Origin of the sequence: Pseudoalteromonas agarivorans (assembly GCF_024518735.1) — a bacterium.
Classification (GTDB): domain Bacteria; phylum Pseudomonadota; class Gammaproteobacteria; order Enterobacterales; family Alteromonadaceae; genus Pseudoalteromonas; species Pseudoalteromonas atlantica.
Window position 1 is genome coordinate 291882 of record NZ_JANIGJ010000007.1, and the last position, 15593, is coordinate 307474.

Below are 15593 nucleotides of genomic sequence, written 5' to 3' on the forward strand. Positions count from 1 at the left end.
ATGATCAAAGTATATTTAGTGGAAGATCAAGCACTCGTGCGCGACGCAGTAGGGGCATTGTTAAGCCTTGATTTTAATATTGAAGTGATAGGCCAAGCCAGTAACGGCCAAGATGCCCTTAATGCAATAAAAGCACTGGCCGATGAGGCATTGCCAGACATAATTTTAACCGATATTGAAATGCCACACATGAGCGGTATAGAGCTAAGTGAGCAAATAGCGGCCACGTTCCCAACCATTAAAATGGTTATTATGACCACGTTTTCGCGAGCTGGTTATATTAGGCGCTCACTCGCCCTAGGCGTTAAAGGTTTCATTTTAAAAGAAGCGCCAAGTGATGAGCTTATCAATGCACTTAAAAAAGTAATGCAAGGGCAAAAGGTTATAGACCCAGAGCTTGCCATTAACGCGCTTGATGATGCCGACCCGCTCACCGATAAAGAGCGCAAAGCACTTAAGCTTGCAAGCGATGGCTTAAAAACAAGCGACATAGCCAAACAGCTTTTTATAAGCGAAGGCACAACACGTAATTATTTATCCGATGCTATCGCAAAACTCAATGCCACTAACCGCGTAGATGCAGCGCGTATTGCAAAGCAAAAAGGCTGGTTATAATCGCACTTATATTAAGTGCTGATTAAGGCCATTAAGCGTATGTTTTACTTATTAAAGCGGTTTATTAAAAGTTTCATACGCTTTTACCTGTCTCATTTTACGTATATGGGTTAAAATACCTACATAACCAACTAACAAGATAGTGAATGTCAAACCAAGATCCAAATCTCAGCCGAGAACAAGAAAAGTACGAAAACCCAGTCCCTAGTCGTGAGTTTATACTTACTCACCTTCAAGAGCGTTCAAAACCTGCTAACTTCACGCAACTTTGTGATGAATTAGCTGTAAACGATACCGAACGCCAAATTGCATTTAAGCGCCGCCTTCGTGCCATGGAGCGCGATGGCCAATTGTATTTTAATAAGTTTAAATGTTACGCCCTAATTGACGAAGCCGGTTTAACCAAAGGCAAAGTAATTGGCCACAGAGACGGTTTTGGCTTTTTAGAAGTTGAAGGCGAGAGCAAAGATTGGTTTATAGCCAAGCATCAAATGAACATGGTGCTGCACGGCGACATCGTACTTGCTAAAGGCACAAAACGTGGCTCAGGCTCAAAATGTGATGCCCGCATAATTAAAGTACTTACCAACGAGCGCGCACCTATTGTAGGGCGTTACTTTGTTGAGCATGGTATTGCAGTTGTTGTAGCCGAAGACCCACGTATTACCCAAGATATTATTATTCTGCCAGGCAGTGAAAACGGCGCGCGCCATAACCAAATGGTGCAAGTGCAAATCACTCAAAACCCTAGCCGTAACATGAACGCGGTAGGTAAAATTATTGACGTACTGGGCGAGCATTTAGCGCCTGGTATGGAAATTGAAGTGGCACTGCGCAATCACGATATTCCTCATGTTTGGCCAGAAGAAGTGGAAGAACAAGTTGCTCATTTAGGTGAATTTGTTGATGAAGCCGACAAACAAGGCCGTGTAGATTTACGCGACCTGCCACTGGTCACCATAGATGGTGAAGACGCCCGCGACTTTGATGATGCCGTATATTGTGAGCGTAAAAAATCTGGCGGCTGGCGCTTATGGGTAGCCATTGCCGATGTATCGCATTATGTAGGTATGAACACGCCGCTAAATAAAGAAGCGATTGCTCGCGGTAACTCAGTGTATTTTCCTGAGCAAGTAATTCCAATGCTGCCAAAAGTGTTGTCGAACGGTTTATGTTCGCTTAACCCTAAAGTAGACCGCCTTTGTATGGTGGCCGAAATGACGGTATCAGACGCAGGTAAGCTTTCGGGTTATAAGTTTTACGAAGCGGTGATGAACTCACATGCGCGTTTAACCTACACCAAAGTAAATGCCATTTTACAAGGCGATGAAAAACTACGCGAAGAATACGCACCCGTAGTGCCACATTTAACTGACTTACAGCAAATGTATATGGCGCTTAAATCGGCGCGCCAAACCCGTGGTGCTATTGAGTTTGAAACGCTCGAGACGCGTTTTGTATTTAACGCCCACCGTAAAATAGAATCAATTGTGCCAGTTGTTCGTAACGACGCGCACAAACTGATTGAAGAATGTATGATTTTAGCCAACGTATCGGCGGCTAAATTATTAGAAAAACACGAAGCCAGCGCGCTTTACCGTGTGCACGATGAGCCAGATCAAGAAAAACTAGGTAACTTTACTCAGTTTTTAAGTGAGCTTGGCATTCAAAGCACATTAAGCGATGAGCCAACACCGAAAGAAATTACCCAAGTGTTAGCCCGTTTAGGCGACCGCCCAGAGGCCGAGCTTATTCAAACCATGCTACTTCGCTCAATGAAGCAAGCGGTTTATCAGCCAGATAACATAGGCCACTTTGGCTTAGCGCTGCCTGCGTACGCACACTTTACCTCACCGATTCGCCGTTACCCTGATTTAGTGGTACACCGTGCAATTAAAGCGGTAATAAAAGCAAAAGGTCAGCAAACATCGGGCGCATACGCGTACACCGATGATGAAGTAGACCAACTAGGCGAGCAGTGTTCAACCACCGAGCGCCGCGCAGACGACGCAACGCGTGAAGTTGCCGACTGGCTTAAATGTGAGTTTATGCAAGACCACGTGGGTGATGAGTTTAATGGGGTTATTTCATCCGTTACTAACTTTGGTTTATTTATACGCCTAGACGACTTACAAATTGATGGCCTGATCCATGTTACTAATTTAGGTGATGAATACTTCCATCATGATGGTGCAAAACACACCCTAATTGGCGAGCATACACATACCGTTTACCGCCTTGGCGATAAAGTAACGGTACAAGTTGCTTCGGTAAGTTTAGATGAGCGCCGTATAAATTTAACGCTCAGTGGTGATGTAGCTCAAGATAGATACGCGCGTCGCCGTGGCTCAGCTAAAGGAGCAGGGCGCGGTAAATCAAGCCATGCACCAGCAAGTGTAAGATCGCAGCTTAAAGCGGGTAAAATCCCTGGAAAAAACACATCAGGCGATGAAAAACCCAAAGCTGGTAAAAAACCAGCCAGTAAAAGCAAAGGCAAACCAGCGGGTAAGTCTGGCGCAAAGCCAGCCGGTAAAAAAGCCGCTGAAACCACCGCTAAGAAAAAACCGAAAAAAAAGGCAGTTAAAAAGCCTAAAAGACCAGGCAAAAATGCCCGTAAACGTAATAGCCCAGGAGCAAACAATACGTGAGTAATGAATTAATTTTTGGCTTTCACTCTGTTGAAGCAATTTTAGCAAAAGAGCCAGAGCGTTTTTTAGAAATTTATGCCCTAAAAGGTCGTGATGATAAGCGCTTATCCCCGATTATTAATGAAGCACGTAAATTTGGTATTTCTGTACAATTTATGCAGCGAAAAGCGCTAGATAACAAAGCAAACGATGAGCAGCACCAAGGCATTATTGCCAATGTAAAAGCTGCGCGTGTTTACAACGAAAAAGATTTAGATGAGATCATTGCTCGCGAAGACACGCCGTTTTTATTAGTACTTGATGGCATAACCGATCCGCATAATTTAGGTGCCTGCCTACGTAGCGCAGATGCAGCAGGTGTACACGCTATAATTGTACCTAAAGATAAGTCGGCCAAGCTTAACGGCACAGCACGTAAAGTGGCCTGTGGCGCAGCCGAAACTGTACCGCTTATTCAGGTAACAAACCTGGCGCGCACGCTTCGCGAAATTAAAGACGCAGGCGTATGGGTTGTGGGCACCGCTGGCGAAACAGACACCCACGTGTTTGATGCAAACCTTACTGGGCCAATGGCAATAGTAATGGGAGCAGAGGGCGAGGGCATGCGCCGTTTAACGCGTGAGCATTGCGACGTGTTAGTTAAAATTCCGATGGCAGGCAGTGTTTCTAGCTTAAATGTATCGGTAGCCACCGGTATTTGTTTATTTGAAGTGCTACGCCAACGTAACGTAAATAACTAATATCCATTTGCTTAATTAATATTTTTATTATTAGGCAGCAAGCGTGCCGATAGACAAAATTCGTTATTTAATCGTTTAAATGAGGGTTTTAGTTAGCGCCAGGTTTAGCTTACAAAACGCCGAGGTTATTTTAACCTCGGCGTTTTTTATGTAGCGTAGTTGGTAATTTTACAGGTTAAGCAAATCGCCAACGCGCACTAATAGCCTAAACGTAATGCGATAAACTCAGCGAGTTTGTCTACTGCGTGCTCCGACTCCCCACCGCTTTTTATTAAGCTAATACCTATGCTACCAAGAGCTGGTAAATATTTACTTTGCGCCTGAAAATTAAGATCGCTTGGCACCGTACTTTTAGCCAGTACAGTAATACCTAAGCCTTCTTTTATGGCGGCTATTAATCCGGTTAAATCGGCATTACTGTAAACAATACGGTATTTGATATTGGCACTTTTAAGTGCATCTGTAGCGCGGCGCCTATAAATACAGCCCTCGGGCGCGGTGACTAAGGTTACTACCTCATTTTTTGCTTGTGCTAAATCGCCCACCCATACTAGCTCGTCTTGCATAAAAATAGGGAACTTGTCTGAATTAAGGCGCTCGTTAAGTGCTAAAACAAGATCAAATTGATCTTGCCTTGAGGCTGACAGTAAATGTTTACTTAAGCGCGATTTAACCTCCAGCGATACCTCAGGATAAAGCGAGACAAAATCACCAATAATAGAGGGCAAAATACGTGCTGCAAATTCGCTAGGAATACCCAAGCGCACTTTACCGGTTATGCTCTCTGAGGTGAACTGCTGCAAAATAGCATCGTTATACTGCATCATTTGTTTTGCCATAGGCAAAAGTAGCTCACCGTACTGATTAAGCACCTGGCGCTGGCCCTGCTTTTTAAATAATTTATAACCGAGTAAATCTTCAAGGCGTTTAATTTGCAAGCTTACCGCAGGTTGCGATAACCCCAGTAGGTCGCCGGCTTTTGCAAATCCACCTACCTCAACAACCATTACAAAGGTACGCAAACTGTCGGTTGATATGTTTTTCATATTTAAAATTACAATTTATATAGCTACATATATAAGTATTATTTATCAATTGATAAATAATTACAATTTGTTGTTGTCACAGTGGCGCAATATACTTTTGGTATCAAAAATACACAGGTGTTTGTTATGACTTTTAACCCAATAATGTTTGCCCGCCACAGCAATGCTGCAAGTGCAGTTACCAATGCCGTGCAAGCAAATAACAACCTCGTTGTAATGGATTTTAGTGGCAGTGAAACCAGTGTATTTTTAAGCACTATTTTAGGGTTAGATCTCACAAAGCTTACAGCCAGCGGCTTAGGCCTAAAAGGCACGCTAGATGGTGATTTAAATTCTGATTACAGCTTTGCCGTTTATTACTTTAGCGAAACCGCATTTAGATTTGTATTACCGCACAGCGCAAGCTTGCAATTACAAGCACTGATAAACGAGCAGCAACTTCGTTTTGATATTGATTATGTACTACGTAGCGACCTTGCAACTCTTGCGCTGTGTGGAGCAAACGCATTTGATACCTTAATTAGCGCGTTTAAATTAACGCCAGGGCTGCGTTTATCAAACCCACAACTATGCTATGGCGCGCAAAGCGGCGAAGTATTTATTACCGCCATAGATAAAAATGACGAACAGCACTTTGTGTTAGTAGCCAAGCAACAAGAACTACAAAAATGGCAACAGCACTTACAAGCACAAGGTTTTGCCCTAATGCAAAACGAAGCTGCCTGATACATAAAATAACCGGTAAACATAACCGTGTTTGCCTGTTTAGTTAAATCTATTTAAGCCACGCCCGCACAGGGTTAATTTAAAAGTGAAGGAATGTTATGACTTCTAAAACTGTACTACATGCTAAGCACCTTGAAGCAGGCGCAAAAATGGTTGACTTTCATGGCTGGGAAATGCCAATCAACTACGGCTCACAAATAGAAGAACACAATGCAGTGCGTACCGATGCAGGTATGTTTGACGTATCACACATGACCATTGTTGATATTGAAGGCGAACAAGCAAAAGCATTTTTACGTAAGTTAGTAGCAAACGACGTAGCAAAATTAACCGTACCAGGTAAAGCGCTTTACACGGGCATGCTTAACGAGCAAGGCGGCGTAATCGACGATTTAATTATTTACTACTTTAGCGAAACGTTTTATCGCTTAGTGGTAAATTCTGCCACCCGCGAAAAAGATTTAGCTCACTTAGCTAAAGTATCTGCCGACTTTACAGTAACCGTAACTGAGCGCCCAGAGTTTGCTATGATTGCAGTACAAGGCCCTAACGCAAAAGCAAAAACAGCCACACTTTTAAATGCTGAGCAACAAGCAGCCGTTGAAGGTATGAAGCCATTTTTTGGTGTACAAGTGGGTGATTTATTTATTGCCACAACGGGTTATACTGGCGAAGACGGTTACGAAATTGTAGTACCGAACGAGCAAGCAGCCGATTTATGGCAACAACTGCTAGATGCAGGTGTAGCGCCAGCCGGTTTAGGTGCACGCGACACGCTACGTCTAGAAGCAGGTATGAACCTTTACGGCCTAGATATGGACGAAAGCGTATCGCCACTTGCAGCTAACATGGCATGGACCATTGCATGGGAACCAGAAGATCGTGACTTTATTGGTCGTGACGTACTTGTTAAGCAACGCGCCGAAAAAAGCACCCATAAACTTGTTGGTTTAGTGCTTGAAGAAAAAGGCGTATTGCGTAGCGGCTCAAAAGTAATTGTTGAAGGTGGTGAAGGGGTAATTACCTCAGGTACTTTCTCACCAACGCTTGGTTTTAGTGTAGCCCTCGCACGTGTACCGCGTTCAACAGGGGATACAGCCCAAGTAGAAATGCGCAAAAAATTAGTTAACGTTAAAGTAGTAAAGCCTAGCTTTGTACGTAACGGCAAATCAATCATTTAAAAATTTGGTTATACCAATCACAATAATTATTGCGATTGGTATCCTCCCAATATAAACCAAAGGAACAAAATAATGAGCAATATCCCTAGCGATTTAAAATACGCCTCTTCTCACGAGTGGGTTCGCAACGAAGGTGACGGTACATTTACTGTGGGTATTTCTGAGCACGCGCAAGAGCTGCTTGGCGACATGGTATTTGTAGAACTACCAGAAGTAGGCGATGCAGTAGATGCAGGCGAAGACTGTGCAGTAGCAGAGTCGGTTAAAGCTGCATCAGACATTTACGCACCAGTTGGCGGCGAAATTGTAGCGATTAACGAAGAGCTAGAAGACGCACCAGAAACGGTTAACAACGACCCATACGGTGACGGCTGGTTATTCCGCATTAAAGCAGCTGACGAGTCAGAGCTTGAAAACCTACTTAGCGCAGAAGACTACGCTAACACAATCGACGAAGAGTAATACTCTAAGTAGATGACAAAAGCCCCATTCACTGTTTTTGGGGCTTTTATGATTTAACGGCCTACTTCCCATACACAGTACGTTATTAAATCATCACATATTTTAATCAATACTAATTACCCGTTAGTATTTAGGATCATAGGAATCTAGACGCATGTCAAACGCCAAATCTCTTGAACAGTTAGAGCAAAAGCAAGATTTTATTCGCCGCCACATTGGGCCAAGCCCAGCACAAGTAAGCGATATGCTAAGTGCTTTAGAAGTATCAAGTGTGCAAGAGCTGATCGACCAAACTGTACCTGCAAGCATTCGCTTAGCGCAGCCATTAACAGTTGGCGAAAGCCGTACTGAAGTTGAAACACTAAGCTACTTAAAATCGGTAGCAAGCAAAAATAAAGTTTTCAAATCGTACATTGGCCAAGGCTACCACCCAACGCACGTACCGCACGTAATTTTACGTAACGTACTAGAAAACCCAGGTTGGTATACTGCGTACACGCCGTACCAGCCAGAAATTGCGCAAGGGCGTTTAGAGTCGTTATTAAATTTTCAAACTATGACCCTAGATTTAACAGGCCTAGATTTAGCAAGTGCCTCGTTACTTGACGAATCAACCGCTGCTGCTGAGGCTATGGGCCTTGCAAAACGCGTATCTAAAGCTAAAAAAGCCAATGCTTTTTTTATTGCCGACGACGTACACACACAAACTATTGACGTAGTAAGCACCCGTGCTGAGCAGTTTGGTTTTGAAATAATTGTAGGTAAAGCAGAAGATGCCGTTAACCACGACATTTTTGGCGCACTTTTCCAATACCCAACTACATCAGGTGAAGTAGTCGATATAACTGACCTAATTGCCGGCGTACAAAGCAAAAAGGCCATTGCCTGTGTTGCTGCCGACATTATGAGCTTATTACTACTAAAAGCACCGGGTAAATTAGGTGCCGACGTAGTACTTGGTTCGGCTCAGCGTTTTGGTGTACCTATGGGTTACGGCGGCCCTCACGCTGCATTTTTTGCAACGCGTGACGCATACAAACGCTCATTACCAGGGCGTATTATTGGTGTATCTAAAGACCGTTTAGGTAACGACGCACTCCGTATGGCCATGCAAACGCGCGAACAACACATTCGCCGCGACAAAGCCAACTCAAACATTTGTACAGCGCAGGTACTACTTGCCAACATGGCAGCGTTTTACGCGGTGTACCACGGCCCACAAGGCTTAAAAACTATCGCGCAGCGTATACATCGCTTTGCTGATATTTTAGCTGCAGGCCTAAAAGCTAAAGGTGTAGCACTTAAACACAGCACCTGGTTTGATACGCTAACAGTAGTGAGCGACAGCAAAGATGACGTAATAGCGCGTGCTCTTGCCAAAGGCGTTAACTTTGCCACAAACCACGACGGCGAATACTCTATTTCGGTTTCAGAAACTACAACACGCGCCGATGTAGCTGAGCTATTTGATATTGTACTAGGTGAAGGCCATGGCCTAAGCGTAGATAGTATTGCAGCCGATATTGAAGCAAACGGTAGTGACTCTATTCCAGCTAGTTTAGTACGTGATGACGAAGTATTAACGCATCCAAACTTTAACAGCTACCACAGCGAAACAGACATGCTTCGCTACATTAAGCGACTAGAAAACAAAGATTTAGCGCTTAACCACTCAATGATCTCGTTAGGTTCATGTACCATGAAACTAAACGCGACCGCTGAGATGATCCCAATTACATGGCCTGAATTTGCAAACTTGCACCCATTCTGCCCGCTCGATCAGGCCGAAGGTTACCAAATAATGATTAACGAGCTGCACGACTGGCTAGTTAATATTACGGGATACGATGCCGTTTCACTACAGCCAAACTCTGGCGCACAAGGTGAATACGCAGGCTTAATTGCTATTCGTAAATACCACGAGTCGCGCGGCGATGCGCACCGTAACGTATGTTTAATTCCAAGCTCAGCACACGGTACTAACCCTGCGTCTGCGCAAATGGCCAGCATGAAAATTGTAGTGGTTGATTGCGATAAAAACGGTAACGTAGACATGGCCGACCTAAAAGCGAAAGCCGAAGAAGTGTCTGAAAACTTATCGTGCATCATGATCACATACCCATCTACACACGGCGTTTACGAAGAAACCATTCGCGAAATTTGTGACATTGTGCACGAGCACGGTGGCCAAGTTTACATGGACGGCGCAAACATGAACGCGCAAGTAGGCGTAACAAGCCCAGGCTTTATTGGCTCAGACGTATCGCACTTAAACTTGCACAAAACGTTTTGTATTCCGCACGGTGGCGGCGGCCCAGGTGTAGGCCCAATTGGTGTTAAATCGCACCTTGCGGCATTTATGCCAAACCACAGCGTAATTAACGTACCGGGTACAAACATTGACAACGGTGCAGTATCAGCAGCGCCTTACGGCTCAGCCGCTATTTTACCTATTTCATGGGCTTACATTACCATGATGGGCTCAGAGGGCTTAAAACAAGCCACTGAAATGGCGATTGTGAATGCTAACTACTTAACGCACGAATTAAGCCAGCACTTCCCAATTTTATACCGTGGACGTAACAACCGCGTTGCGCACGAATGTATTGTTGACCTACGCCCACTTAAAGAGCAATCAGGCATTACTGAAATGGACGTAGCTAAGCGCTTGCAAGATTACGGCTTCCATTCACCCACTATGTCGTTCCCAGTAGCGGGCACGTTAATGATTGAGCCAACTGAATCTGAGTCAAAAGGCGAGATAGACCGCTTTATCGAAGCGATGGTGTCAATCAAAGGCGAAATCGACAAAGTAATCTCTGGCGAATGGTCAATTGAAAACAACCCACTTGTGTTTGCACCACATACACAAGCTGACGTACTTGGTAACGAATGGGACCGCGCGTACGACCGTTTTTACGCTGCATTCCCAGTGCCTTCGGTAGCAAAAGACAAGTTTTGGCCAACCGTTACACGAATAGATGACGTATACGGCGACCGTAACTTAGTATGTTCATGCCCAGCGGTAGAGACATATCGCGATTAATTTTTGAATGATCAAAGTTATTATAGTTTGGGAATGAAATTATAGATTGGGAATCCAATCGCTATTCCCAAACTATAATTATTGAAAAGGGTGAGCTCTCGTGGCACACCCTTTTTTATTTTTCCAAGTATATAGAGTATCAATGCTTCAATTTCACGACGAAGTTTACAAAGATCATTTAGTACAACTTACTTATTAGCAAGTTTGACCGTGCAAGTGATTGTCTTTGAACGTGATAACACAGCTATAAGGATGTTGATAGTGGCGCGGAACTTCGTCATATTCAAGAAATGTCGAGTCATGTTTGTATCCTTATTACATATCTCTAGATGTATGTTGGCCGCAAGAAGTAACCTGAAGTATGAGAAGCGATTCACCCTTGGCTTAAGCTGGAAGTAGGTTGTTTTGACTATTTTAGTTTATGTATCTCACTACAATTTGGTTTACTATTTAACTTGTTGTTTAAATATACTTTTTTTATAAATAGTGAGAATATCGGTTATAGGAGAAATTTTTTTGCTTTTTAATTAACGACTTACGGTTGATAAAATGGAGAATGAGTATTGTTTAAAAAAATAGGGAAATTGCTTAATTCACTTAAATATCAGATAGATAAAAATATTAATGAAACTATTTATAAAAATAAAGTATTTCTTCAAAGTAAGTGGAGCTTTTTTGAATACAATATTCTACGTTGGTCACAACGGCACAACTATTACACTTTACTTACTGCTGTATTGGCGTGTTTATTAGTAATTAATTTAATCTGCTGGAAAGTTGAATTAACTCCATTAGTAATTAAGTTCTTCCCACATTGGACAAAACTTAACGACTGGCAAGGTGGTTTTCTTTCTGGGCAGTTAACTATTGTCGGTGTAGTCTACCCCTTAGTCATAGGTTTAATTGGTGTCCTGTTTCAAAACAAATCAGCGAAGAAAACATTATTTCCAATTTATCAGATGTATTCCGGATTTATGTTTGCTGGCCTTAGTGGACTTTTCTTATCAATTTTTATTATTACAGGGTATTTCTTTAGTGCAACTATGGATGCCTCTACTTATCTTGCTATATGCGTTACAACTGCACTATGGTTGATGTTTAATGTTTTGTTAACTAGCTGGTTTTTTACTTCTACACTCTTGATGTTGGATGAAAATAAACGAGATAGGTTGGTTGTTCGCTTCACTATTCATGAATTGTGCGAAACAGATATTAGAAACCGAATACACGATCTTTTATTACAAAATTCAGTTTATAACCAAGCATTGGCAAACCCAGATAATGAGATCTTGAAGGTTAGTACCTATAAATTATCGGATGATAAATTTAATGAAATAACTAAATACTCTGAAGAGGAAATTTACGCTTCTAATGTTTACTTCTCTATCATAAATACGGTTATTCGCTACCACATTATAAAATTCAAAATACTTCTTTCGATAAGTGATAAAGCATGGGTAAAGTGGTTGGTTTCTAAGAAGGGCTTTAGTTGGATGTGTGTAGCTTCAAGCGTGAAACGGGAGCTCGTAGTTCAACCTGTCTGGACCAATAAAAGTAAGGCAAGACTAATAATAATCCGATATTCTGGTTTTGATATCGGTTGGATATCAAAGATATTATTAAAAGCGAGTTTCAGAACCAAAAGAACAGACCAAGAGCATGATAGTAGTTTGACTACCATGATGCTTGGCTTCGTTGGTTCAGCTAATGATGCTATTCGAGAAAAGAATGTTGGGGAGTTTAAAAATGCCATAAAAAACATTGTTAGGTGGCATGTTGAAATAGCCTCTGCGCTAAGCTTTTTAAATGATAATCGTAAAGAAGATAATTGGTTGTTGTTACCTACAGCTAGCTTTTTCAGTAGAAGTTATCTTGATGAAATCTTGACTGAATATTACCGACTCGCAAAGGCGTCTGTTGAGTTAATCCCAGAAAATATCGAGTTTTATGACGAAATAATTTATTTGCATAAACGAATTTTTCTAAAACGAGAGCGCATGGTTGAACGAGAGGGATTTTCATTAATCCAAGGTAGTTATTTTACGTGGTCATTATTAATGGAGTGGCGTTCATATAGTTCAATGTCATCAGATCTGCGCATCGCCAACAAGTATGAAGATGTACTCTTTGATTTTGTTGGTTCATGGGAATCTTGGTTGGATTATATTGAACCTAGAACTACTCGACTAGATGATATACAAAAATCGTTGCCGTTATTTATCAGCCATCTAGAGTTTACAGCGCATACTGTTATATCAGCACTAAGATTCAATAATATTGAAGCTGCTGGTTGGGGGATAGATATGCTAAATAATTGGTATGAAAAGCTATCTATTCGAGATCATGGACAAGGGTTAGAAGAATATAGATGGCACTCTGAACTCGTCACTCATGACATGTTGCTTAAAAATTCAGGAGAGAAAATTTGGATAACGGCATTGAATGACAGCGAATTCCATCTTCAGCCTGCTTTCAATATTGCTATGAATAATGCCTCTTTTGATCTTCGAGTAATTACAGCTTGCTACGTGTTATTAAAGCCGGATTTAAATGGGAATGAACAAATAAAGCAGTATATTCAAGCGTTACTTTCATGCACATCAATTCATCCAACCGGCGCGCTTGGTGGCAGAGTTAAGTCAGTATCTAATGCTAGCTGTATCATTGGTGCTTATATTAGACACAGAGATTACAGTAATTATGGCGAAGGGACTTATGGGGCATGGCTTTCAAAAGTTTTAGATTCTTTCGGAAAAGTTAATGAACAGCGAAGAGTTTCTGGGCGTATCTACTCAGGCTGGGGAAGAAATGACCCACATAGTATGAATAGAGCTTATGTAGAAATTGCAGTATCACTTTCGAATAATCAATGGCAGCTAGCAAAGAAATGGTACGATATTATTTTTTCTGAAGCTTTCCGGCACCAAGATCAAGAGTCATTTGTTCGCGATTTACAAGAGTGGATTAGGCTTTCTGAAGATATTGAAGAGCCAATTCTAACTAATAAAGATAATTTGACTACTAATGTAAGTAACTTTAAAAACTCTATTCAGCAAGTAATTGATAGAATTAATCAACAACAAAATGAGATTGTTGCTGAGGCTGAAATTGACGAAGAGCTACTGACTAGATTTGGACTAACTTGCTCTCAGGCTATTTATGGGGATGAAAAAGATCCAGAGTTCCCAATAAATTTGTTCAATTCTGTAAGTTTTAACGGTAGTACTGATGAAAATAGCTTATTTAAAATTAACAGACAGAAGTATTCAAAAGAGAGAATAGCTAAAAATATTGACACGAATAGAGCGATCAATGAAGAAGATTGTTTGAAAGAATCTACTAAAGCTAATGTTAAAGTCAACATTTTAAGAAGAGTGCTATGGTATAAAACTACTGATGAAAAAGTATACGCAAGCGCTGAAAACAATATTCTTGATTTGGCTGAATTAGCCAAAGATATAAATAATCCTGTTTTGTTTTCTGGAAATATGGATCTAGACCGTTTTCTCCGTGAAGCTCGATATAGGCAAGAGTTAGCCGATAAGTTTGATATTTCCTTCAATGACGGTTATGGCAGAAATTACATTTGTCATTTGGGTGATATAATTGTATTTAGCATTCGCTTCTCTGACGTGAATTTTAATTTACTTACGACTAAAGATTTATTTGAATCAGTCGCATTCGGCAAAGTGACTGATAGGCAGTTTGTTGAAGTTAAATATGAAGCTAGTGAAAATGATGAAAATGTTGGAGTTTTATCGTTAAATTACTGGATGAATATAAAACTTGTAGAGGGTTTACCTTGTATAAAAACAGAAGTAAAAAACAAGAGTGAAGAATAAGTATTTTGGCTATAAATCATATAGCTTGTAGGTGTTGAAGGTACGTGGCGCATTTAAAATAAATGGTTCCTAGTTCGTACTAATTTATACGCAGGTGAAACCAAAGGGGTCAAATCTTGACTTTATACATCAATGGTCTAGATTTATAGTTTATTGCTCATTAAGTTTATTATTATGTCTAGACCGCTGCGAATAGAGTATGAAAATGCGTTTTATCATGTGATGAATCGCGGCAGAGGGCGTGAAAATACCTTTTTGAGTGATGACGATTTTAAGCATTTTTTATATTGCATTGAGCAAGCAAGCCTTCGCTTTAATATTGAAGTGCATTCTTATTGTTTAATGACCAATCATTACCACCTGCTAATCAAAACCCCTGATGCAAATTTAGGCCGAGCCATGAAACATGTTAATGGCCTTTATACTCAATACTTTAATAGAGCACACAATAAAGATGGTGCACTGTTTAGAGGGCGCTACAAAGCGGTGCTGGTGGATGCAGATAACTATTTATTGCATGTTAGTCGGTACATTCACCGTAACCCAATTGAAACGAACACACCACTGGTAGATAACCTTGCTAAGTATACATGGTCTAGCTATTCAGCTTTTATCAAAAACACAGCGACGCCGAAATGGTTAGTTCGGGACTTTATATTTTCGCTTCAAGGAAAAAAGCGTAAATATGCTGCTTATAAACAGTTTGTTGAATATGAAAACAATAAAGAAATAAGCGCTTTTTATAGTGCTAAAAAGTTATTGTCGGTTTTGGGTTGTGAGGACTTTATTGAAAACATAAAAGACTATATTGCCAAGTCAGATAGCGAAAGAAAGCTTGTTAGAAAAAAGCACTCAGCAGATGATGTTATAGCCTACTTAGCTAAACACTTTAATGTTGAGGTAGATGATATAGTAACGGTTAAAAAGGGGCGAAAAGAGAAAAATTTACCACGCTGGTTTGCTATTAAATTATGCCAAGATTTAACGGGGTTAAATTTGCAGGCATTAGCAGCTGTTTTTAATGTTGAGCATTATTCGGCGATATCGAAAGCTGTAGGTAGGTTGAATAAATTAATGGTTGAAGATGAAAAGGTTAAATTACAATTGGAAAAACTTCGAGATTGTTTGATGTCTGAAGTCAAGATTTGACCCCAAGCCTTTTTAATGTTGAGGTAGATGATATAGTAACGGTTAAAAAGGGGCGAAAAGAGAAAAATTTACCACGCTGGTTTGCTATTAAATTATGCCAAGATTTAACGGGGTTAAATTTGCAGGCATTAGCAGCTG

10 protein-coding genes are annotated in these 15593 nt (G+C 41.1%); 9 read left to right on the forward strand and 1 reads right to left on the reverse strand.

The window, feature by feature from the left end; all coding sequences use genetic code 11:
• The 3 genes from NQT65_RS14455 (at position 1) to rlmB (ending at position 4003) form a co-directional block, all read left to right on the forward strand.
• A complete protein-coding gene (locus NQT65_RS14455; protein WP_004587598.1) occupies positions 1-615 on the forward strand; it encodes a response regulator transcription factor in 615 nt (204 codons plus the stop codon).
• A gap of 146 nt (positions 616-761) precedes the next feature.
• Positions 762-3263: a ribonuclease R gene (gene rnr, locus NQT65_RS14460; protein WP_256851437.1), complete on the forward strand. Its 2502-nt coding sequence runs from the start codon at positions 762-764 to the stop codon at positions 3261-3263.
• Entirely contained in the window at positions 3260-4003 is a 744-nt protein-coding gene (rlmB, locus tag NQT65_RS14465) for a 23S rRNA (guanosine(2251)-2'-O)-methyltransferase RlmB (protein WP_029772012.1), read from the forward strand. Before rnr ends, rlmB begins: the two co-directional genes overlap by 4 nt.
• 197 nt (positions 4004-4200) lie before the next feature.
• Here the strand turns inward: rlmB and NQT65_RS14470 are convergent, their stop codons facing one another.
• Positions 4201-5049 carry a LysR family transcriptional regulator gene (locus tag NQT65_RS14470; protein ID WP_054982828.1) on the reverse strand — a complete coding sequence of 283 codons (849 nt, stop codon included), beginning with the start codon at positions 5047-5049 and terminating at the stop codon, positions 4201-4203.
• Positions 5050-5175: 126 nt separating this feature from the next.
• On the opposite strand from NQT65_RS14470, the gene NQT65_RS14475 reads away from it, so the two are divergent.
• The 6 genes from NQT65_RS14475 to NQT65_RS14500 all read left to right on the forward strand — a co-directional run bounded on the left by NQT65_RS14475 (position 5176) and on the right by NQT65_RS14500 (position 15455).
• On the forward strand, positions 5176-5775 hold the full coding sequence (locus tag NQT65_RS14475; RefSeq protein WP_004587594.1) for a hypothetical protein: 600 nt from the start codon (positions 5176-5178) through the stop codon (positions 5773-5775).
• 98 nt (positions 5776-5873) lie between these two features.
• Complete coding sequence (gene gcvT, locus NQT65_RS14480; RefSeq protein WP_004587593.1) at positions 5874-6956, forward strand: glycine cleavage system aminomethyltransferase GcvT; 1083 nt, start codon at positions 5874-5876, stop codon at positions 6954-6956.
• A 72-nt stretch (positions 6957-7028) separates the two neighbouring features.
• Complete coding sequence (gcvH, locus tag NQT65_RS14485) at positions 7029-7418, forward strand: glycine cleavage system protein GcvH (RefSeq protein WP_138577790.1); 390 nt, start codon at positions 7029-7031, stop codon at positions 7416-7418.
• Between the two features lie 154 nt (positions 7419-7572).
• On the forward strand, positions 7573-10464 hold the full coding sequence (gene gcvP / locus NQT65_RS14490; RefSeq protein ID WP_256851438.1) for an aminomethyl-transferring glycine dehydrogenase: 2892 nt from the start codon (positions 7573-7575) through the stop codon (positions 10462-10464).
• 563 nt (positions 10465-11027) lie between these two features.
• Positions 11028-14306 (forward strand): hypothetical protein, encoded by a 3279-nt coding sequence (locus NQT65_RS14495; RefSeq protein ID WP_256851439.1) that lies wholly within the window; start codon positions 11028-11030, stop codon positions 14304-14306.
• 174 nt (positions 14307-14480) lie between these two features.
• Positions 14481-15455 (forward strand): transposase, encoded by a 975-nt coding sequence (locus tag NQT65_RS14500; protein WP_256851440.1) that lies wholly within the window; start codon positions 14481-14483, stop codon positions 15453-15455.
• Positions 15456-15593: the final 138 nt, after the last annotated feature.

Coding starts and splice junctions, on each gene's coding strand:
- NQT65_RS14455 (WP_004587598.1), top strand. CDS start 1: ATGATCAAAGTATATTTAGTGGAAGATCAAGCACTCGTGCGCGACGCA.
- rnr (WP_256851437.1), top strand. CDS start 762: ATGTCAAACCAAGATCCAAATCTCAGCCGAGAACAAGAAAAGTACGAA.
- NQT65_RS14470 (WP_054982828.1), bottom strand. CDS start 5,049: ATGAAAAACATATCAACCGACAGTTTGCGTACCTTTGTAATGGTTGTT.
- NQT65_RS14475 (WP_004587594.1), top strand. CDS start 5,176: ATGACTTTTAACCCAATAATGTTTGCCCGCCACAGCAATGCTGCAAGT.
- gcvT (WP_004587593.1), top strand. CDS start 5,874: ATGACTTCTAAAACTGTACTACATGCTAAGCACCTTGAAGCAGGCGCA.
- gcvH (WP_138577790.1), top strand. CDS start 7,029: ATGAGCAATATCCCTAGCGATTTAAAATACGCCTCTTCTCACGAGTGG.
- gcvP (WP_256851438.1), top strand. CDS start 7,573: ATGTCAAACGCCAAATCTCTTGAACAGTTAGAGCAAAAGCAAGATTTT.
- NQT65_RS14500 (WP_256851440.1), top strand. CDS start 14,481: ATGTCTAGACCGCTGCGAATAGAGTATGAAAATGCGTTTTATCATGTG.